General features: G+C 39.5%; 26 protein-coding genes. 11 read left to right on the top strand and 15 right to left on the bottom strand.

What is annotated here, in order from left to right; translation table 11 throughout:
* A partial coding sequence (locus tag H5122_RS20110; RefSeq protein ID WP_220496135.1) for a hypothetical protein occupies positions 1-187 on the top strand: 187 nt, incomplete at its 5' end.
* 466 nt (positions 188-653) lie between these two features.
* Here the strand turns inward: H5122_RS20110 and fadE are convergent.
* Positions 654-3,110 carry an acyl-CoA dehydrogenase FadE gene (fadE, locus tag H5122_RS18690; RefSeq protein WP_002960075.1) on the bottom strand — a complete coding sequence of 819 codons (2,457 nt, stop codon included), beginning with the start codon at positions 3,108-3,110 and terminating at the stop codon, positions 654-656.
* 324 nt (positions 3,111-3,434) lie between these two features.
* On the opposite strand from fadE, the gene H5122_RS18685 reads away from it, so the two are divergent.
* Positions 3,435-4,199, top strand: a complete 765-nt coding sequence (locus tag H5122_RS18685) for a class II glutamine amidotransferase (protein ID WP_007586947.1) — start codon at positions 3,435-3,437, stop codon at positions 4,197-4,199.
* A 48-nt stretch (positions 4,200-4,247) separates the two neighbouring features.
* Here H5122_RS18685 and H5122_RS18680 read toward each other — a convergent pair whose 3' ends face one another.
* From H5122_RS18680 to cmoA, 5 genes are all read right to left on the bottom strand, one after another.
* A complete protein-coding gene (locus tag H5122_RS18680) occupies positions 4,248-4,982 on the bottom strand; it encodes a DUF3108 domain-containing protein (RefSeq protein ID WP_002959996.1) in 735 nt (244 codons plus the stop codon).
* A gap of 16 nt (positions 4,983-4,998) precedes the next feature.
* Positions 4,999-5,646 (bottom strand): phosphoribosylglycinamide formyltransferase, encoded by a 648-nt coding sequence (gene purN, locus H5122_RS18675; RefSeq protein WP_002959994.1) that lies wholly within the window; start codon positions 5,644-5,646, stop codon positions 4,999-5,001.
* Positions 5,646-6,698 carry a phosphoribosylformylglycinamidine cyclo-ligase gene (gene purM / locus H5122_RS18670; RefSeq protein ID WP_002959993.1) on the bottom strand — a complete coding sequence of 351 codons (1,053 nt, stop codon included), beginning with the start codon at positions 6,696-6,698 and terminating at the stop codon, positions 5,646-5,648. Before purM ends, purN begins: the two co-directional genes overlap by 1 nt.
* Before the next feature lie 190 nt (positions 6,699-6,888).
* Positions 6,889-7,857: a tRNA 5-methoxyuridine(34)/uridine 5-oxyacetic acid(34) synthase CmoB gene (gene cmoB / locus H5122_RS18665; RefSeq protein WP_182682290.1), complete on the bottom strand. Its 969-nt coding sequence runs from the start codon at positions 7,855-7,857 to the stop codon at positions 6,889-6,891.
* 12 nt (positions 7,858-7,869) lie between these two features.
* Positions 7,870-8,595 (bottom strand): carboxy-S-adenosyl-L-methionine synthase CmoA, encoded by a 726-nt coding sequence (gene cmoA / locus H5122_RS18660; protein ID WP_007378000.1) that lies wholly within the window; start codon positions 8,593-8,595, stop codon positions 7,870-7,872.
* A gap of 116 nt (positions 8,596-8,711) precedes the next feature.
* Here cmoA and H5122_RS18655 point away from each other — a divergent pair, with 116 nt between their 5' ends.
* The gene (locus tag H5122_RS18655; protein WP_101163167.1) at positions 8,712-9,401 is read left to right on the top strand and encodes a DUF3334 family protein; all 690 of its coding nucleotides are present in this window, start codon (positions 8,712-8,714) and stop codon (positions 9,399-9,401) included.
* Positions 9,402-9,444: 43 nt separating this feature from the next.
* On the opposite strand, the gene H5122_RS18650 is transcribed toward H5122_RS18655, so the two are convergent.
* The 5 genes from H5122_RS18650 to H5122_RS18630 all read right to left on the bottom strand — a co-directional run bounded on the left by H5122_RS18650 (position 9,445) and on the right by H5122_RS18630 (position 14,529).
* Positions 9,445-10,431 carry an IS110 family transposase gene (locus H5122_RS18650; RefSeq protein WP_182682289.1) on the bottom strand — a complete coding sequence of 329 codons (987 nt, stop codon included), beginning with the start codon at positions 10,429-10,431 and terminating at the stop codon, positions 9,445-9,447.
* Between the two features lie 345 nt (positions 10,432-10,776).
* Positions 10,777-11,067, bottom strand: a complete 291-nt coding sequence (locus H5122_RS18645) for a hypothetical protein (protein WP_182682288.1) — start codon at positions 11,065-11,067, stop codon at positions 10,777-10,779.
* A complete protein-coding gene (locus H5122_RS18640; RefSeq protein WP_182713005.1) occupies positions 11,048-13,084 on the bottom strand; it encodes a PHP domain-containing protein in 2,037 nt (678 codons plus the stop codon). Before H5122_RS18640 ends, H5122_RS18645 begins: the two co-directional genes overlap by 20 nt.
* Before the next feature lie 71 nt (positions 13,085-13,155).
* Entirely contained in the window at positions 13,156-13,656 is a 501-nt protein-coding gene (locus H5122_RS18635; RefSeq protein ID WP_182682286.1) for a M48 family metallopeptidase, read from the bottom strand.
* Positions 13,657-13,680: 24 nt separating this feature from the next.
* The gene (locus H5122_RS18630; protein WP_182682285.1) at positions 13,681-14,529 is read right to left on the bottom strand and encodes a DUF72 domain-containing protein; all 849 of its coding nucleotides are present in this window, start codon (positions 14,527-14,529) and stop codon (positions 13,681-13,683) included.
* Between the two features lie 247 nt (positions 14,530-14,776).
* Between H5122_RS18630 and aspS the strand changes: the two genes are divergently transcribed.
* From aspS to H5122_RS18615, 3 genes are all read left to right on the top strand, one after another.
* Complete coding sequence (aspS, locus tag H5122_RS18625; RefSeq protein WP_182682284.1) at positions 14,777-16,555, top strand: aspartate--tRNA ligase; 1,779 nt, start codon at positions 14,777-14,779, stop codon at positions 16,553-16,555.
* 117 nt (positions 16,556-16,672) lie between these two features.
* Positions 16,673-16,903 (top strand): hypothetical protein, encoded by a 231-nt coding sequence (locus tag H5122_RS18620; protein WP_182682283.1) that lies wholly within the window; start codon positions 16,673-16,675, stop codon positions 16,901-16,903.
* Between the two features lie 14 nt (positions 16,904-16,917).
* Positions 16,918-17,514 carry a pentapeptide repeat-containing protein gene (locus tag H5122_RS18615; protein WP_182682282.1) on the top strand — a complete coding sequence of 199 codons (597 nt, stop codon included), beginning with the start codon at positions 16,918-16,920 and terminating at the stop codon, positions 17,512-17,514.
* Between the two features lie 72 nt (positions 17,515-17,586).
* Here the strand turns inward: H5122_RS18615 and H5122_RS18610 are convergent, their stop codons facing one another.
* Complete coding sequence (locus H5122_RS18610) at positions 17,587-17,910, bottom strand: hypothetical protein (protein ID WP_007377991.1); 324 nt, start codon at positions 17,908-17,910, stop codon at positions 17,587-17,589.
* Between the two features lie 129 nt (positions 17,911-18,039).
* On the opposite strand from H5122_RS18610, the gene H5122_RS18605 reads away from it, so the two are divergent.
* Entirely contained in the window at positions 18,040-18,807 is a 768-nt protein-coding gene (locus H5122_RS18605; RefSeq protein WP_182682281.1) for an alpha/beta hydrolase, read from the top strand.
* A 58-nt stretch (positions 18,808-18,865) separates the two neighbouring features.
* Here the strand turns inward: H5122_RS18605 and H5122_RS18600 are convergent, their stop codons facing one another.
* Positions 18,866-20,068 (bottom strand): bifunctional alpha/beta hydrolase/OsmC family protein, encoded by a 1,203-nt coding sequence (locus H5122_RS18600; protein ID WP_182682280.1) that lies wholly within the window; start codon positions 20,066-20,068, stop codon positions 18,866-18,868.
* A gap of 266 nt (positions 20,069-20,334) precedes the next feature.
* Between H5122_RS18600 and H5122_RS18595 the strand changes: the two genes are divergently transcribed.
* Positions 20,335-21,174 carry an isopenicillin N synthase family oxygenase gene (locus H5122_RS18595; RefSeq protein ID WP_182682279.1) on the top strand — a complete coding sequence of 280 codons (840 nt, stop codon included), beginning with the start codon at positions 20,335-20,337 and terminating at the stop codon, positions 21,172-21,174.
* A gap of 200 nt (positions 21,175-21,374) precedes the next feature.
* Positions 21,375-22,769 (top strand): DEAD/DEAH box helicase, encoded by a 1,395-nt coding sequence (locus tag H5122_RS18590; RefSeq protein ID WP_024595752.1) that lies wholly within the window; start codon positions 21,375-21,377, stop codon positions 22,767-22,769.
* A gap of 124 nt (positions 22,770-22,893) precedes the next feature.
* Here H5122_RS18590 and H5122_RS18585 read toward each other — a convergent pair whose 3' ends face one another.
* Positions 22,894-23,649 carry a DUF3307 domain-containing protein gene (locus H5122_RS18585; RefSeq protein WP_182682278.1) on the bottom strand — a complete coding sequence of 252 codons (756 nt, stop codon included), beginning with the start codon at positions 23,647-23,649 and terminating at the stop codon, positions 22,894-22,896.
* Entirely contained in the window at positions 23,649-24,272 is a 624-nt protein-coding gene (locus H5122_RS18580; protein ID WP_182682277.1) for a hypothetical protein, read from the bottom strand. The genes H5122_RS18585 and H5122_RS18580 overlap by 1 nt, the downstream gene beginning before the upstream one ends.
* 150 nt (positions 24,273-24,422) lie before the next feature.
* On the opposite strand from H5122_RS18580, the gene H5122_RS18575 reads away from it, so the two are divergent.
* Together H5122_RS18575 and nudC are read left to right on the top strand one after the other, a co-directional pair.
* Positions 24,423-24,926 carry an NYN domain-containing protein gene (locus H5122_RS18575; protein ID WP_002962844.1) on the top strand — a complete coding sequence of 168 codons (504 nt, stop codon included), beginning with the start codon at positions 24,423-24,425 and terminating at the stop codon, positions 24,924-24,926.
* Between the two features lie 174 nt (positions 24,927-25,100).
* Positions 25,101-26,021, top strand: coding sequence for an NAD(+) diphosphatase (nudC, locus tag H5122_RS18570; protein WP_002962842.1), 921 nt, complete (start codon positions 25,101-25,103; stop codon positions 26,019-26,021).
* Positions 26,022-26,024 lie beyond the last annotated feature (3 nt).

Here is a 26,024-nt window from a genome sequence, read left to right as displayed (position 1 = left end):
GCTATCAGCTATCAGCTATCAGCTATCAGCTATCAGCTATCAAACACATTACTTGCACGAACCTGCTAATATTCCTTATTATCCGTATCAATACCTATATCAATCTGCCGATGCTCTGGGAAGTGCTTGTGCATTGCGCTGTATCCCTTCTTTCGTAACTTTGAAACTTTTACCGCAGTTAACTTAACGGCAGGTTTAACCCCAGTTCGCTTAATTAAGTAATCTATTTTGATGTAAGAAAAGCATGTCGATAATAATGAATAATTCGTTATTTAGTTGTTTTCGGCAAATGATCCTGCATTGCTCCATCTCCTGCATTCATGCAGTCGTATATCAGAGACTTTTAACACTGCTAGGCAGGCTCTAAGTATTATTGCTAATTGGTATAGTCATTAACTTTATAGTGTTGTACTTGTAGAGCTCTTGAGAGGGTTTAAGTTTTTACAGGAGTATAGAGATGAATTAAGGGTATTTAATCAATACAGAGCTTTTAGGGTTGGTTAGATGTCAGAGCTGCCTGTTATACCAAGCTGTATAATTATTTAAACAATCTAACGAATTAAACTACTCCATCACGTTGTTAAAATTTTTATTGTGCACAAAAAAGCCAGCACGTTATATGCTGGCTTTTGGTCTGTAAATGCTTAGCTTAGTTAAGCAGCATCAGCTTCTTTTTTAACGCTATTACGCGCGGCTTTGCCTGCAAGTAAGTCAGCAGGGTCGAAGTCATCAACGTTAATAACATCTAAACGAGATTGCTCAACAGCAGCTAGTTTATCAGCTTCTGCTTGGCTTAAAATACCTGCTTCAAGCCCCATTTGTGCTACTTTATCAAGCTGGAAGAATGGCAGTTTAAGACCTTTCTCTTTACATACTCTTTCAAATAATGGCTCAACGTCTAGGATGTCTTTAAGCGTTTGCTCTTGACGGCCCACAAGGTTAAGCGGCTCATTTTTTAAGTATACGTAGCTTGCTAAACGGTTACGCGTTTCGCTAGGTACTTGTAGTAGTTGCGCAAGTTTATGCTCAAGTTGGTCAGTTGGTTTACGAACAGGGCGACCAAACGGGAATAACAATACTTTTAACACGGCACGTAGTGGAGCGGAAGGCATGTTATTAATTAAATCAGCAAGTGCACGTTGGCAATGGTAAAGGTGATCTTGACAACTCCATTTTACTAGAGCAAAGTCTTCTTTTTTACGGCCTTCATCGTTGTAACGCTTAAGCGTTGCAGACACTAAGTATAAGTAACTAAGTAAGTCACCTAAACGTGCTGAAATACGTTCTTTACGTTTTAGTGAACCACCAAATACTGCCATGCTAATGTCAGACATAAGAGCAAGTGATGCACTAAAGCGTGACGCTATACGGTAAAATTCAGCAGTTTCGTCGTTGTACGGCACACTTGTAAAACGAGCGCCGGTAAGTGCAAGCCATTTAGTACGTACAAGATTCGACATAGTAAAACCAATGTGACCCATTAGCGCTTTATCAAATACGTTAAGCGCTTCTTCGCGGTCTTCAATTTCGCACGCACCTAGTTCGGTAAGTACAAATGGATGACAGCGAATTGCACCTTGACCATAAATAATCATATTACGGGTCAAGATGTTTGCACCTTCAACGGTAATGGCAATAGGTGCCCCTTGATAGCCACGACCTAAATAGTTATTTGGCCCAAGCATGATGCCCTTACCGCCAAGTACATCCATTGCATGAATAGTTGCATCACGCATTTGCTCTGTCAGGTGGTATTTAATAATGGCAGAAACTACCGATGGCTTTTCGCCTAAATCCACCGCACCCGTAGACATACTAACCGCAGCATCAGAGCTGTATGCGTAACCAGCAAGTTTTGCTAGTGACTCTTCAACACCTTCCATTTTACCAATAGGTAAACGGAACTGACGACGAATACGGCTATACGCACCCGTTGCAACGGCAATCATTTTAATGCCACCGGCAGAATTTGACGGCAATGTAATTGCACGACCAACCGATAAACACTCAACCAGCATGCGCCAGCCTTGACCAGCCATATCTGGACCACCAATAATATAATCAAGTGGTACGAAAATATCTTTACCGCGAGTAGGACCATTTTGAAATGGTACGTTTAGCGGGAAATGTCGACGACCAATTTCAACTCCAGGAGTGTCCGTTGGAATAAGTGCACAGGTGATGCCTGGCTCTTTATTGTCGCCAATTAGCCCATCTGGATCTTGTAACTTAAACGCAAGACCAAGTACGGTAGCCACTGGGGCAAGTGTAATGTAACGCTTATTCCACGTTAAACTAACACCCACAACCTCTTCACCATTCCATTGCCCTTTACATACCACACCGTAGTCTGGAATTGAGCTTGCATCAGAACCCGCTTCTGGCGAAGTTAATGCAAAACATGGAATTTCTTGACCGCTCGCTAGGCGCGGTAAGTAATGATCTTTTTGCTCTTTTGTACCATAGTGTTGTAATAATTCACCTGGGCCTAAAGAGTTCGGTACACCAACAATTGACGAAAGTAATGTTGATTTACTTGTTAGTTTTTGAAGTACACAAGACTGTGCAAATGCAGAAAACTCTAAACCGCCGTATTCTTTTTTGATGATCATGGCAAAAAATTTATTATCTTTTAGATACTGCCACACATCTTGAGGAAGGTCGGTTAGTTCGTGCGTTGCTTCCCAATCGTCCAACATGCTACAAACTACTTCAACAGGGCCATCAACAAAGGCTTGCTCTTCAATAGTAAGTTTAGGAACTGGGTATTGGTGAAGTTTTTTCCAATCTGGGTTACCGCAAAATAAGTCAGCTTCCCACCACGTCGTACCGGCATCAATAGCTGATTTTTCAGTATCAGACATGCTTGGCGTTACTTTTTTAAACGTAGCAAAAATAGGCTTGATGATATATTGCTGACGAAGGCCAGTAACAGAAAGAGGAACCGCGATGATCAAAAAGATCAACCAGCTAATTAAACCAAAAGCACCCGCAAAGGTACCAATTAATAAAGTTATAGCCGAAACACCAAGTGCTGTGTTCCAACTTGCTCTGTGGTAAACCGCAGTGCAAAGCAACGCGATTAGAACCAGTGTAAATATGAGTGTCATTTTTATTCCTTAATAGAGGTCAGACCACCTCACTTAGAGTAGCGCTAGTAACAGTAATTTTCAAGTACATAACGAAGTTAAATTGTAGTAGAAAGTAACTTAAATACGATATTTAATTACCCGACAGAGGAACACTCAATAACTATCGTATAGTCAAAGCATTAGCCGTAAGTAGTGTTAACGTAAAAATAAATAAATCTAATAGCAAAATGACACTTTTTAAGTAAATATAGCCGTTATAGCGGGCTGCAAATTAGTGTACGCTTAATACACAAATATAACGCTATTTATTTTAATGTATGGTTTTTAAGGGTTATTTTATTAATGTGTGAATTACTTGGCATGTCAGCCAATGTGCCTACCGATATTTGTTTTAGTTTTTCAGGCCTTTTAGAGCGTGGCGGAAACACGGGACCACATAAAGATGGTTGGGGTATTACATTTTACGAAGGTAAAGGCTGTAGAACCTTTAAAGATCCTGAGCCGAGTTATCAATCTGAAATTGCAAAGCTCGTCAAAGCATACCCCATTAAAAGTGTCTCGGTTATTAGCCATATTCGCCAAGGTAACCGCGGGCGAGTATGCCTTGAAAATACTCATCCTTTTACGCGAGAGTTATGGGGGCGTGAAATCACTTACGCTCATAACGGGCAGCTATCTAATTATCATGATTTAAAACCGCAGTACTATCGCCCAGTAGGTAACACTGATAGCGAACTCGCTTTTTGTTGGTTGCTTGATAAAATTCGCGAAAAATACCCAAAGCGTCCAAGTAATATGGCGTCGGTTTTTAGATACGCGGCTAAGCTTTCGCATACTCTGCGAGAAAAAGGGGTGTTTAATATGTTATTGACCGATGGGGTGTTTGTTTTAGCGTATTGCACTAATAACTTACATTACATAACGCGCCGTGCGCCATTTGGTAAAGCAACGTTGATTGATGCCGACATGGTGGTTGATTTTCAACAAGAGACCACACCAAACGATGTAGTAACAGTTATAGCTACAAGGCCTTTGACGAATGATGAGCGCTGGCAAAAAATGGAGCCTGGGGAATTTGCATTATTTAAAATGGGTGAGCTAATTTAGCCCACCTATTTTAAATACTAACTTAACTTAACTTTGGTTTAATTAAATTTAGTTAGCTTCTTGAGGTTGTTGTGCTGTAGCAGGCGCAACAGCTGTAGGCGCAGTAACAGTAAATGAATTCATTTGAACTTCAAACTGCTCCATACCTTTTTCGCCTTTCCACATACGTACCAGCATGTAATCCATTTCTGGCGCAAACCATGCAATTGCTTGGCGTTTATCGTTATCGTATAAACGCTTCACTTTAATGGCTTCTACATTACCGATAGGTAAGGAGATCATCTCTTTTTCAACAACTTCAAAGTTGTAGTCGCGGCGGTTACCTTTTTTATCTATAAGGGGGAATGAAAAGCTTGTTTCGCCTTTTTTCAATCCTTCGCGCACTTGCACTTGGTACGAAATAGCATCCTGAAATTCATCAGTCCATTCGCATTTGAGTGGGTATTCACTAGCGCTGCTAGTCACTACTTTGTTTGTTGTATCAAAATCAATTTTGTAATCTTTATCTGGGCCTGTCCCTGTACGAATCATGTTGTAATGATGCGGGGTAACCTTGCCATCTTTAAAGGTAAACTTTGATGTTTCTTCACGAGAGTCAGAGAAAATCATCCACTCAATATTGCTGTGGTATGTAAGTTCATAAGTATCGTCGCCCGTTTTTTTGAGCTCACGAACAGCCTCACCATGATTTTTACCTTTGCGTAAAATATCGTAATTAGCTTGATACTGGGTCAATTCGCCTGCAATTAGGCTAGTTGGAAGTAAAGCGCCCGCACATAACAACAGGGCACTTATTTTTTTATTGTGGGTAGTGCGCGCCGTGTGCAGGAAGTTGTTTTTTGTCAAGAACTGCATAATCTGCTTCCATAGTAAGTCTGTGTTCACTGAACCACTTGACCACCAAAGGATAAATTATATGCTCTTGCTCATGCACGCGTTTTGCTAATGTTTCTGCTGTATCATCCTTGAGTACAGGTATTTGCGCTTGAAGAATAACGGGACCGCCGTCTAATTCTTCAGTAACAAAGTGAACACTTACGCCATGAACATCGTCTTTTGCATCAATTGCTCTTTGGTGGGTATTCAGCCCCTGATACTTAGGCAACAAAGATGGATGAATGTTCAACATTTTTCCAACATATTTTTGCACTAAGCCAGGAGTAAGAATACGCATAAACCCAGCTAATACAACTAGATTTGGCATAAAAGAGTCGATAACGTTCATTAATTGCGCATCGTACGCTTCGCGCGAGTCAAAATCTTTATGACTGAGCACTTTTGTAGCAATACCTGCTTGTTTTGCACGCTCTAGGCCATAAGCGTCTGCTTTATTACTAATAACAGCCGCTATATGCCCGTTTATCTCGCCACGTTCGCAGGCATCTATGATGGCTTGTAAATTAGAGCCACTACCTGAGATTAAAACTACCAGACGAGTCGGTGCCATTACTTAGCACCACCTACAATTTCAACTTGCTCTTCGCCAGCTGCTGCATCTTGAATTTCACCAAGGTGCCATGCATTTTCGCCCAAGTCTTTTAGCATTGTTAAGCTTTGCTCAAGTTTGTCTGCAGGGACTACTAAAACCATGCCTACACCACAGTTAAATGTACGGTACATTTCGTGTGTAGTAATATTGCCGTTTTCTTGTAACCAATTAAAAATTGGTGGCCACTGCCAGCTATCACCTTTAACTACAGCTTTTGCTGAAGCAGGTAATACGCGTGGAATATTTTCCCAAAAACCGCCGCCAGTAATATGCGAAAGCGCATGTACGTCAACGTTTTTGAATAACTCAAGTAAAGGTTTTACGTAAATACGCGTAGGCTCAAGTAGAGTTTCGCCTAATGTTTTACCTTCAAAGTCAGCGCTGGTATCAGCTTTTGACACTTCAAGTACTTTACGAATTAAAGAGAAGCCATTTGAATGAGGACCGCTTGATGCAAGTGCAATAAGCTGATCGCCTGCTGCTACTTTTGTGCCATCAATAATTTTTGATTTTTCTACAACGCCTGTACAAAAGCCTGCCATGTCGTAGTCTTCACCATCATACATACCTGGCATTTCAGCTGTTTCGCCGCCAATCAGGGCACAACCTGAAATTTCACAACCTTTGCCAATACCTGTCACTACGTCAGCTGCTGTGTCTACATCTAGTTTACCAGTTGCATAGTAATCTAGAAAAAACAGGGGTTCAGCACCTTGAACAATTAAGTCGTTTACACACATTGCAACTAAATCAATACCAACCGTATCGTGTTTTTTTAAGTCGATTGCTAAACGTAGTTTAGTACCAACGCCATCTGTGCCTGCAACTAATACTGGTTGCTTGTAGCCTTCAGGAATTTCGCAAAGTGCGCCAAAACCACCAATTCCGCCCATTACTTCAGGACGACGAGTTTTTTTAACTACGCCTTTAATACGCTCAACAAGTGCATTACCAGCGTCGATATCTACGCCCGCGTCTTTATAGCTTAGAGACTGTTTTTGTTCGCTCACAGGTTTTCCTCAAAATAGTTGTTTTGGGTTGCTTAGAAACGCGCGTATTTTACAACAATTGCAAGGTCGCGGCTAGCGTAAATGTAATTTTGAAATAATTAACAAGGACACTTGTCCGCTGTCTGTTGTTTAAATAAACAAAAAAACGCCCGTAGGCGTTTTTTTAGTATTAAAGTCGTTAAATTAACAGCTATGCTTTTGCGGTTAATATGGCTCGAAGTGGAGCGGGGTAGCCTTCAATTGTTTTACTTGTATCGTTTGGATCTAAAAAGTCGATTAACGATTCGTTTTCCATCCAGTCGGTTTTACGTTGCTCTTCAAGCGTGGTAATAGCGCAATCTTTTATTTGCACATCTTTAAAGCCAACGCGTTCCATCCACAGCTTTAATGCTGCAGTACTTGGAATAAACCAAACGTTGCGCATTTTAGCGTAGCGGTCGGTAGGGACTAATACCGTGTTTTCATCGCCTTCAATTACTAGGGTTTCAAGTACGAGTTCGCCGCCTGGGCGAAGCTGTGCTTTTAACTGCGCTAAAAAGTCGATAGGTGAGCGACGATGATAAAGTACGCCCATCGAAAAAACCGTATCAAACGCTTTAAGCTCGGGTAATGCTTCAACACCTAGTGGCAATAAATGTACGTTTTCGTCTGGGTTGTAGTGTTTAATTGCCTGAAACTGACATAAAAATAAATCAGACGGATCAATACCCACTACAAACTCCGCGCCTTCACCGCGCATACGCCATAAATGATAACCAGAGCCACAACCAATATCTAAAACGGTGCGACCTTTTAATAGCTCAATATGAGGCAGCAGGCGGTCCCACTTCCAATCACTGCGCCACTCTGTGTCTATTTCAATACCGTGCACACTAAATGGGCCTTTGCGCCATGGCATCATGCGTTTTAATAAATGCATGGTTTGCTTTTGCTCGCCATCACTCATTTCGCCAGAGGCGCCTATTTCTACCTTAGTAGAAATATCAACATGAGAAGTTTCCACCTCAGGCAAGTTTTTAAGTACTTTTTGCCATTTAGGCAAATCACCATGGCTAGCCTCGTTTTGCCAATGTTTTAATTGAGCAGGGAGGGTTTCTAGCCAGTGACTAAGTGGGCTTTGTGCGATAGATGCGTAAAATTGGTTAAACCATTGAGACATGGATGACTCTCTTTATTTAATTGCTACCATTGAGCAAAAATTAAAACATTGATACCACACTTGAGTTTGGCTAAAACCAATATCTTGTAAGCGAGTAAAGTGAGCGCTTAGTGTATCTGGGCGCATAACGTTTTCGATGGCGGTACGTTTTTGGCTTATTTCAAGCTCAGAGTAGCCATTGTGACGTTTAAAGTCGTGGTGCAAATCAATTAATAGGTTATCGCATTGCTCGTTTTCGGCTTTAATTTTTTCGCTTAGCAGCAATACACCACCAGGTTTTAAATTAGCGTATATTTTCTCAAGCACGGCTTGGCGCTGCGCATGTGGAATAAATTGCAGTGTAAAGTTCATTGCCACAACCGATGCGTTTTGAATCTCAAGCTCGTTAATATCGCCCAAAGTAACAGTAACCGGCACATCTGATTTAAAACCTTGTAAATGTACCTTACAACGTTCAACCATAGCTTGAGAGTTATCTACCGCTATTATATGGCAGTTATCGGTGCGAATGTTACGACGCATGCTAAGCGTGACTGCGCCAAGCGAGCAACCTAAGTCGTACAGGTTTGAATTACTTTGTGCGTATTCGCCTGCCAACTTACCCATCGTGCTTACAATGGTGGCATAACCTGGCACAGAGCGCTGGATCATATCTGGAAAAACTTCGACTACATTTTGGTCAAAGCTAAAATCTTTTACTTGTTGCTCAGAGGCATAAATACTGTCTTTTATGGTCACGAAGGCAGTCTCTTTGTAAATAATGACGCTATTTTAACATTTTATACTGGATAGTCAGTGATAAATTCAGTAGCTTGACTAGAATTATGAATAATAAGTACAAAAGAGAAGATTAAATGAGCAAAAGTAAGGTCATCAGCACAGACGATATATTAGCAACCCTTTGTCATTCAGTGACAGGTGTACTCACATCAGCCAGCGGTAATGGTATTAGCTACTCAGCCATGGTGCAAAAAATAACACGTACATGTATGCGACCAGATATTGGTTGCTTTGTTTTATTTGACGGCGGTTTTACAGGACTCGTAATTACCAACTTTACTTCGCAAGCAGCGATGGAAATTTATGGCGATTACATGCGCAATATGGGAATGCCAGAAGATGAAATAGCGCATAGCCATTTATCAGACGACGTATCAAACGTACTAGGCGAGTTGATGAATCAAATTGTTGGCGACTTTACGTCTAAAGTGCGTGAGCAATTACATACTTCAATTACGCAAAACCAGCCAAAAATGATGGCAATAAATAAGCAAGTGCAAATATCGGTAGATACCACAATGGATCGCCCGCAAGCCCGCCGCGTAACATTCACCACAAGTAAACAAAATATTTTTTACTTGGAATTAGCGATGGATAAAACAGAGTTCATTAAATTACATGACTTTGATATTGCAGAAGCACTAGATCCAGATGACATAATTGAAAACGAAGCTAAAAAGAAAGCTGAAAAAGAAAGCGCCAAGGCTAAAGACGTTGTGCAAGACGACGCAGATGACGACTTTATGGCAGGCTTAGGGCTTTAATGTTACGTAGATACCATCTCTTCTAATCAGCCTCAAGCTTTCTTTAAATTGCTTGGGGCTGATATTCAGTTTGATTCTTCACAACACCAAAACAGATATGTGTCAGCTTTCTCATTGCAGCACCAATTGCCTGCATTTTTGTTTTACCTTGCTCCACTAATCGCTTATTTTGGGCTTTTATATCTGGATTATGTTGTACAGCTACTACAGCAGCCATATACAATTTAGCCCTTATATACCCAGGCCCTTCTTTGCTTAAGGTTGTTTTTCCAGCCCGTTTGCCTGACTCATTAAGCTTAGGTATTAAGCCTAAGTAACAAGCTAAATGCTTGGCATTTTTAAACTGTTTACATGCCATCAAGGACACCATCATACGTGATATGACCTCTCCAACACCTTTGATACTTTGAAGCAATTGGCGGTTCTTTTTTAATTGTGGGTGTCTATCAATATGCTCATCAATGTCATTTTTTAGCTTGCCCATCTCAGTTTTTAGTACAGCTATCATATCTTCAATTGACTGAGTAACTCGAGTAGATGCACCTGAGAAACCAACAGCTTCATAACGATTTTCTTCGCGACGTAAGTCTTGCTCAAGTGCTTCAAGTCTACGCGTCATTACTTTTAACTCTCTCGCTTCAACAGGCTCAGGCTGCCAACTTAAAAGTGAGTGCTGTTGGTCATGACCATAACGAGCAAGCATTGTGGCGTCTGACTTGTCTGTCTTATGGACAAGCCCTAATGAACTTGCGTACTGTTTTGCTTTACCAGGATTTACATGTAATAAAATAAATCCTTGCTCATATAGGAAATACATCAGCGGCTCGCTATAAACACCTGTGGGCTCTGTTGTAATAACAATATCTTGTGCTTCTAAATTTGTATTCTTTATCAACCAGGCAACTAACTCTTGATAGCCCTTTGGGTTATTTTTAAAAATCTTCGTTTTCTTTTTACTTTTGACTACATCGCGTAGCCAGGAAATATCTAACTTTTCTTTACCCACATCAATGCCAATAAAAGCTTTCATCTCTATCTACTCCCCTTGTACATGCAGCGTCACCCTTAGTTGGGGCGCTAGGATACCATTCAGTTTAATGGAGGTTAGGAAGTCAGGGCTCAATCTACGTCACAGCATTTTCACACTCTGGTTGGGTACGAGCTCACTGTCTTCCCGATGTGACAAGTGCTAGCTAAACACTCATCAAGAAGAGATACAAGGTTGGGTAGAGCGAAGCGAAACCCAACACGCTTTTGAGCTGTCAGTTTTAAGCTGTCAGTGGTAAGTAAGAAAAGTAACTTAATAAAAAAGCGCGATTTGAAATCGCGCTTTTTTATTAATTATTAAATACAATGCTAATAGTTACATTTGCTTTTATTCTTTATATTTCACTAAGGCTTCTTTAAATAAATTTTCACTCTCGTCTTTGAAGCGAGATTTTTGTTCGTTCAGTTCTATAAATTTAGCTTGAAGATTTTTATATATTATCTCATGCGCTTTATTTTTAACTTCGTTGTCGATAGGGCTATCTAGTTCAAAGCCATGCTGTAAACCACTTGTTATTATCTTTAAAATATCTTCTTTGGTTATTTGATCAAGTAGTGCCCAATTATTTCCGTCCACCGAAAAGTAGCCCTTACCACTTTTAATCTGCAAGCATTTCATATTCATCTCTCCTTGTTAAATAAGGTGTTTTACCCGCCTCTAAGCAATCAAGTAATACCTTATGGTTGTGAGTTTTATCACCATCCAAGTTTACAAGGTATTTGTCGTTAGGATAGCCAGTGTATATTTCATATTGAACACCGGTGGTTCCATTTTTTTTACTTGTGTAAATCAAATAATCAGGCTTAATTGACGCCCCTACAGTACTATTGTGAGTAACAATTATTACGGGCATGAACTTTGACATTTCTTTGATTAACTTATTTACCTTGTTGTATAAAAAAACATTGTCAAATGATGATTCTGGTTCATCTATCAGTAATAAGTCATATTGGCTAGCATCGCTAATTTCTTGTAGTAGCCTATATTCTGAACGTTCGCCGCCAGAAACTGTATAACCTGATGAATTTAAAATATCGTAACTAATTTTAGCGAAATGTTTGTAGTAATCAGTCTCAGATAATCCCGATATTTTTTTTAATTCGGATAAATATTCGTATCCGCTAATGTCGTAACTTTTAAATGCATTAGCAAAAGATATTTGCTTATTGAGAACAGCTCCAAGCTCTCTGGCGAAGTTAAACGTTCCCCTTTTAGCAACCTTTAAAAAGCCTTGAATGTCTTGTCTTATAAATTCTTTACTGATTTTTAAGTTTTCAACAACATCATTAAATTTACTTACTTTTTCAATATCCAAGACATGTTCATACAAATTTATTTCGGTGACAGGTGAGGCCGCAGTTCGCATTTGAAGTTCGCTTTTTATATTGTCTACAATATCGTTAACGTAAGCTTTTTGAAGCTCTGACTCCTTGGTTTTATTGTATTTTTCAATTAAATCAACAGTTAAGAAATTTAAGTTGTCGCTAGAGATGTGCTTGTTGATTATGTGTTGATATTCAGAATTGTCGGCTAAAGTAATACTTGCTTTGATAAGCTCTTTTAAGGATAACAAATTATTTATTTGGAATTTGGACTCAGTAAATAACTTTACTTTTGCGAATGAGTCTAGCTTATCCGCCTCCGAGGCATGTTTTAGTAATGAGTTAACAAAATTATCCAAGGTTCGACTTGAGTTATCCAAATCAATATCTTTAATCTTATCAACGACCTCTTGGAACTCTTTTAAATAGTTTTGAGTTATTTGCGACTGGCTAGTAGTCAGGCGATTTGAAAAGTCTTTTTCATCATCTAAATCTTTTTGTAATAAAGAAAATTGCCTTACATACTTAACACGAATATCGTCAGTGGTATTTTCTTCTTCTATTGAATTCAGTGTATGTGACTTTCCACTTGATCGTTCTCCTAATATCACATTTAATCCAGTGGACAACTTAAGCCCATTATTGAGAGCATTGAAAAACTTGTGCCCCTCTTCTTTTGATAAATGTACCTTTTGTTTGTCTGTTAAAGCTCGTTTAACTGACTTAAGACTAATTTCGCCAACGTTTATATACGTTTGTCTTGCAGGTATTTTATGAAGTCTTTCTTCTATTCTTAAGTCACTAAAACATACAGGTACTAAAGCATCAGGATCTTTAATACAATAAATAAACTTTCTAGCGCTAGATACTTCCCCCGCACTAATTAAATGCTGTAGTTTACTTAGGGTATCTGTATGTATTTCGGGAGACTTTTTATAATGTGGGATTAATAAGTAATCAGAAATTCGCGGAAAAATTTCTTTTAATTTTTCAACATTTATAGAGGTGTTTCTGTCGGGTATTTGTTCCTTCACTAGTTGACATTTTTCTGAGAAATCTAATAGCTGATCATTTTCTGCAATCAATAAAATATGAGTTCCTTCAACATCTATTTCTATACCTGGGAAAACTTTAATACTGAGTTTTTCTTGGATTTCATAGAACTGATTGAGGTCAAACATATTGTGGTTTGTAATTGCAATAGCGTCTAAATTACCTTCTTCGACGTACCATTTTAAACGTTCAATAGAAAAAGAGAAATTACGATCGCTTGGTGTTGAAACTGTATGTAAATGAAGGTCTATTTTTTTCATATGCTATCCATTGCTAATCACTGTAGTTTAGAACATTACCATGGTCCTGCTAAGTTTTTCTACAAGTATATTTAATAGCCATATGGATTCTCTCCCATTGCGACTACCACACAAAATATCCTTAAATCTAATTCCAATTGGTGGTAACTCGGTTCCATATGGCAGCAAAGTTGATAAAAGCCTTTGTTGTGATCTTTTTCTTTAAAGTGGGCGAGTTCGTGTACTACTAATGCTTTTAGTAATGGTTCGGGTGCGCGCAATAAATCACTGTTTATGGCTAAATCGTGCTTTCGGGTTTTACCTTGCATTCGATACGTATGTGTACCGAGTGCATTGGTCACCATATCGCCTTGCTTTTTAAACGCCGCGCGCCCAAACGGCGGTGCGTTTTTTAAATACTGTTTTTTAAGCTCGGTTGCGTAGCTATAAAGTAGTTTATCGCTAGTAATGGTATGTGCTTGCGGATACTTTTTAAGTAAGTAGTCACATACCTTGTTGTTATCTATAAGGCTTAATACTTGCTCAACGATGTTAGCTGGGTAGCCGGTAAAGTAACGTGCGTATTCACTCATTATTGTTTCTCTGTCGTTTTACTTTTAAAAAAGTGCTTGCTGGTGGGCTTCTTTTTCGCCAGTAAATGGGTTTAATGCTTTGTGATTATAACCAAGGTCTTTGCAAAACTGCCTTGCTAATAATGGCGCTTCTCGGTTATCTGCTGTATGAAAAAACACATAAGGGGTTTTTCCTTCATCAAGCCATTGTTTTACTTTACTCAGCCACGGTTTATAAAAGGGTTTATAGTCGTTTTGTAAGTTAGCTATCACAAAGCGCGCCATGGGTTGCATGCTTGTAGCAATGGCATGCACGGGTAAATGCGGCTTTTTTTGCTGTGCATCTATTAGCGCTTCTGTTGTTGGTTTTACCGCAAATAGGGCGCGAGTATCCATCGATATGCGATTTATTTTGTTTGCCATTAATAACTGATTAAGCGCTATTTCGGCTTCGCCCTTTTGAAAAAACGCAGTATGACGTACCTCTACACCGTAATTAACCTCTTTTGGTAATAGGCTAATAAATTGTGCTAGCTTGGGTAAGTCACTAGGGCCAAATGCTTTAGGTAATTGCAGCATGATTTGCCCGGTTTTTTCTAAAATAGGGGAGAACAAGTTAAGCCAATCAGTAAGCTCGGTTTGAACATTAGTTAGATGCAGCTCGTGGCTAAAGCGACGATTAAACTTAAACGTAAATTTAAAATCGTCGGGTACGCTGTTTGCCCAGCGCAATATGGTGCTTGGCGATGGGTCAGCGTAAAAGCTGGTATTGCCTTCAACTGAGTTAAAATGTTGGGCGTATTGGCTAAGCATATCGGCGTTTTTACATTGGCTTGAAAATAAATTGCCTTTCCATGCGTTGCTCGACCACTGAGGGCATCCAATATATAACATACAAACTAGCGCCTTATTATAAAGTGGCGATAGTGTAGCAAATAACAAAACGAGCTGCTGTAAATTCAGGGGCAAAAGCGGCACACGCCCTAGCATCTTGATACTACTTGGGTATAATGCAGGGCTTAATTTGATTATTTTTAGATTGCTAGCGGCTTTATTTGTATTGTGGTGACCTGTTTTTTAAATCACACGCCTTAAAACAAATAAATATAACCGTTTAAGCCTTTTATCTGACAGGAAAACTATGCGCTCTATATATTGCGGACAGCTAAATAAAACTCACGTAGATCAAGAAGTTGAACTATGTGGCTGGATCAACAAACGACGTGACCTTGGTGGACTTATCTTTGTCGATTTACGCGATAGAGAAGGTTTAGTACAAGTTGTATTCGACTCTGACATTGAAGAGTTAATGAGTTCAGCTAACACACTTCGCCAAGAATTTTGTGTTCAGCTAAAAGGTACAGTACGTGCACGCCCTGATAGCCAAGTAAATAAAGATATGGCAACAGGTGAAATTGAAGTTTTAGGTACTGAGCTTACAATTATTAACCGCTCTGAACCGCTTCCACTTGATTTTAACCAAGTAAACTCTGAAGAGCGTCGTTTAAAATACCGCTACCTAGATTTACGTCGTTTAGAAATGAGTGACCGTATTAAATTACGTGCTAAAGCAAGCAGCTTTGTACGTCGCTTTTTAGATGAAAACGGCTTTTTAGACATCGAAACACCTGTACTTACTAAAGCAACGCCAGAAGGCGCACGCGATTACTTAGTGCCAAGCCGCGTTCATAAAGGTAGTTTTTACGCTTTACCACAGTCTCCGCAGTTGTTTAAACAATTGTTGATGATGTCTGGTTTTGACCGTTACTACCAAATTGTTAAATGTTTCCGTGATGAAGATTTACGTGCCGATCGTCAACCAGAATTTACCCAAATAGATATAGAGACCTCGTTCATGAGTTCTGATCAAGTACGTGGTATGACTGAAAAGATGATCCGCGAAATGTGGCAAACATTGTTAAACGTTGATTTAGGCGATTTCCCAATCATGCCTTACAGCGAGGCAATGAGCCTTTACGGTTCTGATAAGCCAGATTTACGTAACCCAATGAAACTAGTTGATGTTGCAGATTTAGTTAAAGACGTAGAGTTTAATGTTTTCTCAGGTCCAGCTAACGACGAAAAAGGTCGTGTTGCTGTATTAACTGTACCGGGTGGCGCTAAGCTTTCTCGTAAACAACTTGACGATTACACTAAGTTTATTGGTATTTACGGCGCTAAAGGTATGGCGTGGATGAAAGTAAATGACCACACTGCAGGCGCTGAAGGTGTTCAATCGCCAGTGGCTAAGTTTTTAAGCGAAGACGTAATTACTAAATTACTTGAGCGTACTAATGCTCAGTCTGGCGATATCATTTTATTTGGTGCCGATAAGCGCAACACAGTAAATGAAGCAATGGGCGCACTGCGCGTTAAGATTGGTGTTGACTTAGAAATCACTAACCTTAACAGTTGGGCACCACTTTGGGTTGTAGACTTCCCAATGTTTGAAGAAGATGACGAAGGCACATTACATGCTGTGCATCATCCATTCACTGCACCAAAAGATATTACTGCAAGTGAGCTTGAAGCAAACCCTGCTGCGGCTATTTCAGATGCCTACGACATGGTATTAAACGGCTACGAAGTGGGTGGCGGTTCGGTACGTATTCATAATGCAGATATGCAAGAAACTGCATTTAGAATTTTAGGTATTAACGAGCAAGAGCAACAAGACAAGTTTGGCTTTTTACTTGATGCACTTAAATACGGTACACCACCACATGCTGGTTTAGCATTTGGTCTTGACCGTTTAGCAATGCTTTTATGTGGTACCGATAACATTCGTGACGTTATTGCTTTCCCTAAAACAACACAAGCATCGTGTTTATTAACTAACGCGCCTAGTAAGCCTAATATGGATTCGTTAGCTGAGCTTGCAATTAGTGTTGTAGAAAAAGAAGTCTCAAGCGAAGAGTAATTCTGCTTATATTTTAAGCTAAATTTAAAAACCCTTAAGTTATATGCTTAAGGGTTTTTTTGTGGTTAAATTTACAGCAACATGTATTTTAATCGAATAGACGAAAAAGGAATTATTATGTCGATCAATGCTACCTTACTTGGTGAATTTTTAGTTTTTTTTATTGTGCTGAGTATTCCTATTTTTGCTGTAATTAGCTACAAAATAGGTAAGCGTAAAAGTACTATGCCTGGAGTTTTAGCTTTTGTGGGTGGTTGTTTAGCGCTATTTCCACTATTTGCTTTGATTTTTATTGCAGTGCTTGCGCTTAAAAAAGATTTACCTAAAAATAACGTCTACGCCCAATAAAAACTAGGTGAATAGTGTCAATTTCAAATAATAATCACTACTTCGACGAGCAATTTAATGCTTTGCAGCACGAAGAGCAACTAACTGAAAATTCTGAGTTTGAAGAGTGCACATTTATCGATTGCGACTTTTCAGACGGGCAGTTTAAAAATTGCCGATTTATACAGTGCAACTTTAAAAACTGTAATTTATCGTCACTTAAATGGAACTACAGCTCGCTTGAAGATGTAAGTTTTAGCCACTGTAAATTAAATAGTCTGCAATGGACTGACGTGGATTGGCCAGCGCTTAGTATTAACGCACCGGTGAGCTTTAATTATTGCGAGCTCAGTAATAGTTCTTTTTTTGAATTAACCCTCAAAGCCCTCAAATTAACACACTGCTTTGCCAAAAATGTTGATTTTAGACATGCTGATTTAAGCGGTAGTGAATTTACAGGGACAGATTTTCGCGATAGTGAGTTTTTTCAAACTAACTTAACAAAATGTGATTTTGTAGGTGCGACAGCGTTTAATATAGATTTGAATAATAATATTTTAGCGAATGCTAAGTTTGATCGCTTCGAAGCACTAAACTTGCTTACCAGCCTTAATATAGAACTATGTGATTAATTTAGTTTAATATGATTACATATCTAGAAGCGACAGCTTGGCTGGGCTTCTAGATACTGCGTAACTGCGTAATTAACGGCTAGGGCCATTTTTATTACGTGCACTGGCAAGCTGTCTTGCGATTGCTAATAACGCTGGTGAAATATCTTCAGCGCCATCTTTAATTAGTTTTGTAACGTCACCTGATGAAAACAAACCGTCACGTGGTGATTTAATACCTAACTCACGAACAAAATCCTTCGTTTTACCTGTGCTGCCTGTTTCAATAAACTTAAAAATAATACGTTCATTGTTGTTTTTAGCAGGGGTTTTTAGTGTTTCGATTTCGTCATGTATTGCCGTTAGTTTGTCTTCTAAAATTTCTATACGTTCTTGAATGCTATTGTATGATTTCATTTATTGGATCTTTTACTAAATATATTTAAACAATGGCGACTATTATCGCATAGTTTGACAATAGAGAATGCAAACCTATAAAGTAAAAATTATTTTTAATTAAAAACAATAATTTATATAAGTTTAAATATGCAAAAAACACTTAAAAAGCTTTTTATGTTAAGCGCACTAGCTCTAAGTGCATCAGTTATAAGCACATCAGCAATAAGCGCGACAAGCTATGCAAACGATGGCGTTATGACTGATGAAAGCCGCAAGCGCACTATTCCTATCAATATCACACTACCAAGTAACAATGCTAAGTGCACTGAACAAGTAAAATGCCCTGTAGCGTTTATTAACGCAGGTTACGGGATTAGCCATAATGGGTATACGTTTGCCAATAATGCGTTTAATCAGCACGGATATTTAACAATAGCCGTTGCACATGAACTAAAAAGCGACCCTGATCTTAATCGTGAGCAGCCTTACTTAACCACTCGCATGGAAAACTGGCACCGTGGCGTAGTAACGCTTAAGTTTTTAGTTAATGAGCTATCGAGTAAATACCCAGCGTACGATTTTACAAAACTCACCTTATTTGGGCACTCAAACGGCGGGGATATTTCGTCACTATACGGCTCTATTTACCCCAATGAAGTAAGCCAAATTATTACGCTCGATCATCGCCGCATGTTGATCCCACGCAATAAAAATATACGCGTACTTACTCTACGCGGTAGTGATTACCCAGCAGATGCGAATGTGCTGTTAAACGATTCAGAGCTGGATAAGTTTCCTGTTACACAAACACTAATAGAAAAATCGCGCCATAACGATATGTACGATGGCGGGCCAAAATGGCTGGTGGGTAGAATGAGTAAAGAAGTAGAGGGATTTTTAGATAGTAAAAGTTAGGTATATAAAAGTTAAATCATAGCGCAGTGTTACCTGCGCTATATTTATTTTACGGCAGTTATTCTACCAGTTCACTAACAATAACAGGGTTATTATGTAGTGTTTTATGCACTGGGCATTTGTCGGCTATTTCGAGTAAACGCTGACGCTCTGGCTCAGTTAAGTCGCCACGTAAGGTGATTTTACGGGTAATGGCTTCAAGGTTACCTGTTTGCTCACAATCGTCGCAATCTTTGTTGTAATCGCGAGTGTGATCAAGCTCTACTTTTACATGCTCCAGTGGTAAGTTTTTACGTGTAGCGTACATACGCAGTGTCATGGCCGTACAGGCACCAAGCCCCGCTAATAAGTGATGATACGGATCGGGACCTAAGTTTTTACCGCCTACTTTTATTGGCTCATCTGCAAGCCAAGTATGATCTTTTGTACTTACGTGCTGAGTAAATACATGGTCTTTTTCTTCAACAAGTACATTACCACCCGTTAAACTTGCCGTGTATTTAGTTTTGTCGTACTTAACATAACGGTTTGCCCACGTTGCAATTATTTGTGCTGCGTAGTCGGCATCGTTTTTATTTGTTAAAAGGTGATCGGCGTTATCTAGGCTAATAAAGCTTTTAGGATGCTTAGCTGATGCATAAATTTTTTCAGCTTCACTAATATTTACAGTCGCATCAATAGGGGAGTGCATTACTAATAATGCGCGCTTAAGTTTACTTATGTGGCGTTTATCGTACTTGGCTATATCGTCAATAAATTGCTTTTTAATGGTAAATTCACGACCAGCTAAGTTAACTTTAGCTTCACCTGCTGCGTTAATTTCATCAAGGTGTGCTTCAAAGTTATGCGCTACGTGCTGCGCATCTGACGGTGCGCCAATAGTTGTAATAGCCGATACTTCAGGAATATGCTCCGCAGCAGCAAGAACCGCAGCCCCGCCTAAACTGTGGCCAATAAGTAGTTGCGGCGGAGCAAAATGCTCACGTAAATGATTTGCCGCTGATACTAAATCTTGAATGTTTGATGAAAAGTTACTGTTAGCAAAATCGCCATCACTATTACCTAAACCGGTAAAGTCGAAACGCAGTACGGCGATACCTTGTTGTGTGAGTGCACGGCTAATCCGTGTAGCTGCTGCAATGTCTTTACCGCAGGTAAAGCAGTGTGCAAATAGCGCGTAAAACTTAACGTCACCAGAGGGAAGTTCAAGTTGGCCGGCAAGTTCTAAATCGCCGCTTTTAAAAGATACTTTTTGTCGCATGGGGGCCTTATTTACACAAATAAAATATACTCTAATAATAGACCAGAGATAGTTACTAAACCTTGCAAATTCAACGTTTTTTTATTAGTTGATCTTAATCAAGCCAAGTGGCGGTGACTATGCTTTGCGGACATATGTCCTTATGTTTTTGAGGTCATTTGTCTATCCTCGCATAGCGCTATAATGAAGGCTTTGCTACTTTATATAAGTAATTTAGCACTATTAAAAGCAACTCACTTCACACAACCTATTCACTGGAACGTACAATGCAATTACCTACTGTTGATTATAAAGCTCCCGATGCGGCTGCACAATTTGTTGAATCGTTAAGAAATACTGGATTTGGCGTTTTAAAAAACCACCCAATCCCACAGTCTTTAGTTGAGTCTATTTACAAAAATTGGCAAGACTTTTTTAACTCAGAGCAAAAGCACGACTTTTTATTCTCTAAAGACACTCAAGACGGTTACTTTCCGCCTTCAGTATCAGAAGTAGCGAAAGGCTTTACAGTAAAAGACATTAAAGAGTACTTCCATGTGTACCCTAAAGGTCGCGTTCCTGCAGAGCTTGAAGCTGACGTACGTGAATACTACCGTTTAGCAAGTGAATTTGCTGGCACATTATTAAGCTGGGTTCAGGCTGAAGCACCAGCTGATGTGCGTGCTAAGTTTTCAATTGATTTAAAAGACATGATTGCCGATTCTGAGCAAACATTGTTACGTATCCTACATTACCCACCAATGACGGGTGATGAAGAGCCAGGTGCTATTCGCGCAGCAGCCCATGGCGATATTAATTTATTGACTGTATTACCAGCTTCTAATGAGCCTGGTTTACAAGTTCAAAAAACAGATGGCGGTTGGTTAGACGTGCCATGTGATTTTGGCAGCTTAATTATTAATATCGGCGACATGTTACAAGAAGCGTCGGGCGGGTATTTCCCATCGACAATTCACCGTGTAATTAACCCAACGGGTAAAGCATCTACTAAATCGCGTATTTCACTACCGTTATTTTTACACCCGCATCCAGATGTTGTGCTTTCAGAGCGCTACACGGCAGATAGCTACTTGCAAGAACGCCTGCGTGAGTTAGGTGTTAAGTAACTCTTATACTTAGAGTAATTAAGTATAAACAAAAAACGGCTTATGGCCGTTTTTTGCATTTTTGAGCAACTTGAGCACAGGTTTAATTTTATTAAACTATGATCAATTGCCTGCAACGTAAATAATGGCATGCATTCTTAGCTACTACAGGTATAATGCGCGCAACTGGCTAACGTAGCCTAATTTAAAAGAGAGTTTATATGAGTTTTGAAGGTTTAGGTTTATCACAGTCTTTGGTTAATGCGGTTTTAGAAAAGGGCTATGAAACGCCAACGCCGATTCAGGCTCAAGCAATTCCTGCAATTATTGAACGCCGTGACGTTATGGCAGCAGCACAAACAGGTACAGGTAAAACAGCGGGTTTTACATTACCACTTATTGAGCGTTTGTCGTCGGGCCCTAAAGCTAAAAGTAACCACGTACGTGCACTTATTTTAACGCCTACACGTGAGCTTGCTTTGCAAGTAAGCGAAAACGTTGAAGAGTACGCTAAGCATTCGGATGTGAGCTCATTTGTAGTTTACGGTGGCGTTAAAATTAACCCACAAATGCAGCGTCTTCGTAAAGGTGTTGATATTTTAGTAGCAACGCCGGGTCGTTTAATCGACTTACATAATCAAAATGCAGTTAAATTTGATAGCGTTGAAGTGCTTGTACTCGATGAAGCTGACCGCATGTTAGACATGGGCTTTATTCATGACATTAAACGCTTAATTGCTAAAATGCCTGCTAAACGTCAAAACTTGATGTTTTCGGCTACATTTTCTGACGAAATTCGTGCATTAGCAAAAGGGTTAATTAATGACCCTGTTGAAATTTCAGTTGCTGCAAAAAATACTACTGCAAAAAGTGTTACTCAGTGCGTTTACGCGGTAGATAAAACACGTAAAACAGCATTGCTAAGCCACTTAATTCGCACTAACGATTGGCAACAAGTATTAGTGTTTAGCCGTACAAAGCACGGTGCTAACCGCTTAGTTAAACAACTTGAACGCGATGACATTGTAGGCGCGGCTATCCATGGTAATAAATCACAAGGCGCACGTGTTAAAGCACTTGATGGTTTTAAAAGTGGTGAAGTACGCGTATTAGTAGCAACAGACATTGTTGCACGTGGCTTAGACATTGTTGAATTACCGCATGTTGTTAACTACGATTTGCCAAATGTATATGAAGATTACGTTCACCGTATTGGCCGTACAGGCCGTGCTGGTGCGTCGGGTCATGCGATTTCGTTTGTAACGGTTGATGATGCTGTTGATTTATATGGTATTGAACGCTTTATTGGTGAGCTTATTCCACGTGCTGAAGAAGACGGTTTTGAGCCTATTAATCCAGTAGCTGAACGCGCATTAGATGCTCGCCCACTGCCGGCTAAAAAGCCTAAGAAAAAGCAGCCTTTTAATAAGCCTAAATCTGATAGCAGCAAGCCCAACAGCAAAAAGCCGAACAATGGTGGTAATGGTACCGGCCCACGCCGTGGTGGTTCTAAAAAGCCAGCAGCTAAAACAGATGACAGCGCGCAAAACCCATGGGCAAAGCGTGAATCTGTTGGCGGTAATGGCCAACGCCGTCGTCGCACCAATAACGATTAATCATTATTAGTGATTGCACTAGCGTTTAATTAATTTAGAATTTAGTTAAAGGCAGATACAAAAAACGCGCTCCCTTCTTTAATTAAATAGAAGCAGCGCGTTTTTTATTGTCTGTAATTTGTACTTACTGTATTGCCTGCCTGATAAAATAGTTAATACCCAAGCCGACAAATAAAGTAACACTTACGCTAAGTAATGTGCCGAGCATAACGTACTCGGTAAGTTTTTTATCTTTGCTTGCACTTAAATCACCAAACCTAAATACTGACTTTGCCGCAAGTAAAAAGCCAAGCCCTGCAAATTGGTCAAGCAATATAAAGCTCAGCATAAGTACGCGTTCCAACATACCTATGCTTTGCCCTGCAAGTGGTAAGCTACCAGTACTTGAAAAGTTACTTGTTAAACGCTCTAACATCATTCTTATAAATACGGCGCTGGGACTTAAAATAATTAAATAACCGCATACCACCCACAGTATTTTGGGATCAGTGAGCATATTTTTAATTGCAGCCATAAAGCTACTGTTATCAGTTAACCAAATACTGAGCGCAATAATAACGAGTATGTGCGCTATTTGATCTAGTAAAAAAGGCACCACGCCTTTATCAGAATACGATTTAGCTATATCAATAAAGTAATGGCTCAGCATAATGCTCGCCGTGGCAATTAAAACACTGCTTAGTTGCTGCCACCCGAATGTGTATTCCCACAGGGTAATAATGAGTGCACTTGTTACACCATGCACTAGTACATGAAAATAAAGCTTACTGGCTTTAAAGTGACGGGTATTTCTGTCGTTTACCCAACTCATAGGTTGCCAGTAAAAATCAGCGAGTAAGTGGCCAATAATAAGCGCGACCAGTAAAAGTGAAAACGCCATTATTCACCTCCTTTAATTATATTTTTTATAACGTGTTGTGTGTGCTTAATAAAGCGCTCTATAAGTTGGTAGTGCGCTAAATTTAGTAGTTTGGTTACGTTTTCGCGACTTGTTTTAAGCTCTTTAGCCAGTGCCGCGTGGCTGTTGTCTGGTGATGTTAAATAGACATACAGGGCATTTGCTTGTTTTTGTGTGATTTTAGTGAGCAATACGTCGGCAAAAGCTAAATTAAGATTTAAGCTTTCATCGAGCTGCTGCTCGTTAATATTAAAAACAAAGCGTTGATTGCCTATTTTATCAAGGCCTTGCCCCGAAAGAGTAAAAGCAGAACCGGTTGCTGTTTTTATATCGCTGCGTGGATTATCTATTTGCCCAAGTGCCAAGCTTTGTCGTAGTTCATAACCTGACGATTTAAGGTGTAAATATACAAGTATGGCATTTTTAAAAAGGAGCTCAGGATTATTAACTTGTAACTGAAAGGCATCGCCTCGGTATATATTCCAAAGTGTTTGCTCACCCGAAATGTTTCGCAAACTTTGCTCTAGTTCGTAAAGCATGGCATCGTATTGCTGCTTAGGGATTGTTTGCGATTTAATAATATCGCCGCTGATCACACCAATCATAAAAATCTCAAAATGGTTACTTTTTAATATGTAACCAATATTGGTTACATAAGGGTATGTAACTAATTTAGGTTACTTAAATATAAATTGCAAGGTACACTTATTTTATAACGTTACTTTTATTGCTATTAATCCTCACTAGGACACTAAATGACTTTACAAAACGAGCAGCAAAGCACGAAACCACGGGTCGGTATTTTTGTTGATGTGCAAAATATTTATTACACGTGCCGTGAGAGTTACGGGAAAAATTTTGACTACAATGCGTTTTGGCGAATGATGGAGGCGCAATACAATATTGAGTGTGCTTTTGCGTATGCAATTTATCGAGGAGATGAAAAGCAAAATCAGTTTCAAAATATTTTGCGTGCGATTGGTTTTGAGGTAAAGCTAAAGCCATTTATTCAACGCCGTGATGGAAGTGCTAAAGGCGATTGGGATGTAGGCATAACAATAGACATGTTAGAGCAGGGTAAAAATCTTGATAAAGTTATTTTGCTCTCTGGCGATGGTGACTTTGCTTTGTTACTTGGGCATTTAAAAAATCAATATAATGTACCGTGCGATGTATACGGTGCTGACAGGTTAACTGCTGAGGTATTAAAACAAAGCGCAGAGCAATTTCATTTAATTGATAATACTTTGCTACTTTAACAGTAAAAAATAGTTAAAAAAGTGCAAGCTAAGTGCCTGCAACATGAGAGATTTTAATACAAAGCCGTAATAGATGAATTAAGCCTTATATAGGCTTTTTTTATTACTGTAATCAATTGGGTTTGCTAAATGATTATGGTAATTTTAAAGCATAACGAGTTACCAAGGACTTACATGCTTCATTACAGCAACATGCCACTAGATAGAGGCTCAAATTTTCGCAAAGACCCATCGTGGCTTAAAGCGCAAATGTCGGCGCAAAGTAAATGGGTTTTAGTTAAAAATAATCAAACCCTATTTATTAAAGATACTCCTAAGGTAAGCTATTTAACGTATCAACAAGTGGCACATTTAGATTTAACGAGTGCTATTTTTGTTGGTTTAAACAATGCTAAACATGGTGTGTTTGCATTGGATGTTTCTGATCTGGATGAAAGCGTACTTTCGCCTTTAATCGAGGGCGCTCAGTTTTTTGATATTCGCCAATATGGGCCTCAAGTAACCATTAAATATGCCTCAATAGCCGCCCTTGCGAGAGGGTTATGTTATTGGCATGCTACGCACCGTTTTTGTGGGCGCTGCGGTAGTAAAAACCGTTCAGTGGAAGCCGGGCATTCTCGTGTATGTGAAAACGAAAACTGTAAGCATCCTACATTCCCGCGCACCGATCCTGCGGTAATTATGGTCGTTACTAAAGTCTTTGCTGACGGAGTAGAACGCTGTTTATTAGGTCGCCAAGCTGCGTGGCCCACAGGTATGTATTCTTCGCTTGCTGGATTTGTAGACCCAGGGGAGACACTGGAACAAGCTGTTGCGCGTGAAGTTAAAGAAGAGGCAGGCATAGAAGTTGATAACGTACGTTATGTTGCATCTCAGCCATGGCCGTTCCCATCGTCAATTATGCTTGGCTTTTTTGCACAGGCGACATCTGAGCAAATTAACGTAGATAAAGAAGAGCTAGACGATGCAAAATGGTTTAGTCGTGAAGACTTAGAGCAATTTGGTAATTGGCACGAAGAAGGCGAGCATTTAAAGCTGCCTAGAACCGATTCTATCTCTCGTTATTTAATTGAGCATTGGCGCACAAACCCCTAAGGA

The organism is Pseudoalteromonas sp. SG43-8, assembly GCF_014164245.1.
Taxonomy (GTDB): domain Bacteria; phylum Pseudomonadota; class Gammaproteobacteria; order Enterobacterales; family Alteromonadaceae; genus Pseudoalteromonas; species Pseudoalteromonas distincta.
This window is presented reverse-complemented; position numbering and strand designations above follow the sequence as displayed.

What these genes read in the sequence shown, in the direction of transcription:
- fadE (WP_002960075.1), bottom strand. Translation starts at nt 3,110, where the DNA reads ATGACACTCATATTTACACTGGTTCTAATCGCGTTGCTTTGCACTGCG.
- H5122_RS18685 (WP_007586947.1), top strand. Translation starts at nt 3,435, where the DNA reads ATGTGTGAATTACTTGGCATGTCAGCCAATGTGCCTACCGATATTTGT.
- purN (WP_002959994.1), bottom strand. Translation starts at nt 5,646, where the DNA reads ATGGCACCGACTCGTCTGGTAGTTTTAATCTCAGGTAGTGGCTCTAAT.
- cmoB (WP_182682290.1), bottom strand. Translation starts at nt 7,857, where the DNA reads ATGTCTCAATGGTTTAACCAATTTTACGCATCTATCGCACAAAGCCCA.
- H5122_RS18655 (WP_101163167.1), top strand. Translation starts at nt 8,712, where the DNA reads ATGAGCAAAAGTAAGGTCATCAGCACAGACGATATATTAGCAACCCTT.
- H5122_RS18650 (WP_182682289.1), bottom strand. Translation starts at nt 10,431, where the DNA reads ATGAAAGCTTTTATTGGCATTGATGTGGGTAAAGAAAAGTTAGATATT.
- H5122_RS18645 (WP_182682288.1), bottom strand. Translation starts at nt 11,067, where the DNA reads ATGAAATGCTTGCAGATTAAAAGTGGTAAGGGCTACTTTTCGGTGGAC.
- H5122_RS18640 (WP_182713005.1), bottom strand. Translation starts at nt 13,084, where the DNA reads ATGAAAAAAATAGACCTTCATTTACATACAGTTTCAACACCAAGCGAT.
- H5122_RS18635 (WP_182682286.1), bottom strand. Translation starts at nt 13,656, where the DNA reads ATGAGTGAATACGCACGTTACTTTACCGGCTACCCAGCTAACATCGTT.
- H5122_RS18630 (WP_182682285.1), bottom strand. Translation starts at nt 14,529, where the DNA reads ATGTTATATATTGGATGCCCTCAGTGGTCGAGCAACGCATGGAAAGGC.
- aspS (WP_182682284.1), top strand. Translation starts at nt 14,777, where the DNA reads ATGCGCTCTATATATTGCGGACAGCTAAATAAAACTCACGTAGATCAA.
- H5122_RS18620 (WP_182682283.1), top strand. Translation starts at nt 16,673, where the DNA reads ATGTCGATCAATGCTACCTTACTTGGTGAATTTTTAGTTTTTTTTATT.
- H5122_RS18610 (WP_007377991.1), bottom strand. Translation starts at nt 17,910, where the DNA reads ATGAAATCATACAATAGCATTCAAGAACGTATAGAAATTTTAGAAGAC.
- H5122_RS18605 (WP_182682281.1), top strand. Translation starts at nt 18,040, where the DNA reads ATGCAAAAAACACTTAAAAAGCTTTTTATGTTAAGCGCACTAGCTCTA.
- H5122_RS18600 (WP_182682280.1), bottom strand. Translation starts at nt 20,068, where the DNA reads ATGCGACAAAAAGTATCTTTTAAAAGCGGCGATTTAGAACTTGCCGGC.
- H5122_RS18595 (WP_182682279.1), top strand. Translation starts at nt 20,335, where the DNA reads ATGCAATTACCTACTGTTGATTATAAAGCTCCCGATGCGGCTGCACAA.
- H5122_RS18590 (WP_024595752.1), top strand. Translation starts at nt 21,375, where the DNA reads ATGAGTTTTGAAGGTTTAGGTTTATCACAGTCTTTGGTTAATGCGGTT.
- H5122_RS18585 (WP_182682278.1), bottom strand. Translation starts at nt 23,649, where the DNA reads ATGGCGTTTTCACTTTTACTGGTCGCGCTTATTATTGGCCACTTACTC.
- H5122_RS18580 (WP_182682277.1), bottom strand. Translation starts at nt 24,272, where the DNA reads ATGATTGGTGTGATCAGCGGCGATATTATTAAATCGCAAACAATCCCT.
- H5122_RS18575 (WP_002962844.1), top strand. Translation starts at nt 24,423, where the DNA reads ATGACTTTACAAAACGAGCAGCAAAGCACGAAACCACGGGTCGGTATT.
- nudC (WP_002962842.1), top strand. Translation starts at nt 25,101, where the DNA reads ATGCTTCATTACAGCAACATGCCACTAGATAGAGGCTCAAATTTTCGC.